The 1,192-nt window shown below is 37.9% G+C and carries 2 protein-coding genes; both read left to right on the top strand.

The genetic code is table 11. The annotated features are described in order from the left end of the window. Positions 1-7 precede the first annotated feature (7 nt). The gene (locus L2748_RS23975) at positions 8-574 is read left to right on the top strand and encodes a recombinase family protein (RefSeq protein ID WP_220782113.1); all 567 of its coding nucleotides are present in this window, start codon (positions 8-10) and stop codon (positions 572-574) included. Positions 575-969: 395 nt separating this feature from the next. After that, positions 970-1,192: hypothetical protein (locus L2748_RS23980; RefSeq protein WP_248957825.1), on the top strand; the 223-nt coding region annotated here is incomplete at its 3' end.

The following is a 1,192-nucleotide window of genomic DNA, read 5'->3' on the forward strand; positions in this document are numbered from 1 at the left end:
GTAACCAATGCGTATATTTTCCTATTGTCGTGTTTCAACAACTGAACAAACAACCGAGAATCAAATTATTGCTATTCGGCAGAAAGGTTATGATGTGACAGATTCCCGAACTATCAGTGAAACCGTTTCTGGCTCTGTTGAAGCTATGAAACGTGATAAGTTCAAGATGCTTATTAATCACCAGATGGAAAGTGGTGACATGTTGGTTGTTTTAAAGTTAGACCGTTTAGGCCGAGATAATATAGACGTTCAAAACACAATTAACCTGCTTACTGATAAAGGCATTAAAATTGTGTGTCTTGATTTACCTGTCGCAAATCTTTCAAGTGCAGAAGGTAAGCTGATGTTACAAATGTTTTCGGCCTTTGCTGAGTTTGAGCGAAATAGAATCCGAGAGCGAACAAAAGAAGGACTTGAGCGAGCTAAAGCCGAAGGCAAGAAGCTTGGCAGACCAGCAGCTCATGCCACAACGCATTCAGTTCAAGCAAAGAAAGCGGAGGGGTTATCTCAATCTAAAGCCGCAGACGCATTAGGCTTGGGGATTGCTACAGTCAAAAGGCATTGGAATAAATAAGCCTCCAGTTTCTCTTTATTACTTCAACTAACCCGCAATTGCTTCAAATTATGTAGAATTAATTCTGCGTTTGATGCTAGATATTAGCTGGTGCTTAAACTTAAATTTTCTAGTTAACGTTATGATAGTTTTAATAAAGGTGTCTTGTGTTTGCTGAGGGAATGATGGACTTCAGTTCATTCTCGAAACTTAAGGTAGTGCTAGTTGTTCAAAACGCACTGCTATTAGCAAACTGCTTCAGTGTTGCTCCACATCTAAACTCATTGAATATGTGTTAGAAGATGGGAATAAAGTGACAGGCATCACACGCTATTAAATAGTCAATTATTAAATTGATTATTATCAGAAAATAAATCTATATTAACTCGAAAATCAATCAAATAAATGGAATTTCGATGCACGTCAAACATTACAGCGAACTCAATCAGGAGGATTTAAAGCGCGTTGTGAAGCCTTCTTTCGCTATCCAAATAGCAACATCAATGTTACATCATGGCATGTCATCATTTGGTGCCGAAAAGTTACACGCAAGCAAAAACCTAGAAGATGATTTAACTAGTGGAGAAATTGTATTACTCGAATCCCCACAAGCTCAATTTTCTATCTTCTGGTTTGATG

The organism is Shewanella sairae (genome assembly GCF_023283535.1).
Taxonomy (GTDB): Bacteria; Pseudomonadota; Gammaproteobacteria; order Enterobacterales; family Shewanellaceae; genus Shewanella; species Shewanella sairae.

Bases quoted from the DNA above. Each gene is read 5' to 3' on its own strand.
- L2748_RS23975 (WP_220782113.1), top strand. From the start codon at position 8: ATGCGTATATTTTCCTATTGTCGTGTTTCAACAACTGAACAAACAACC.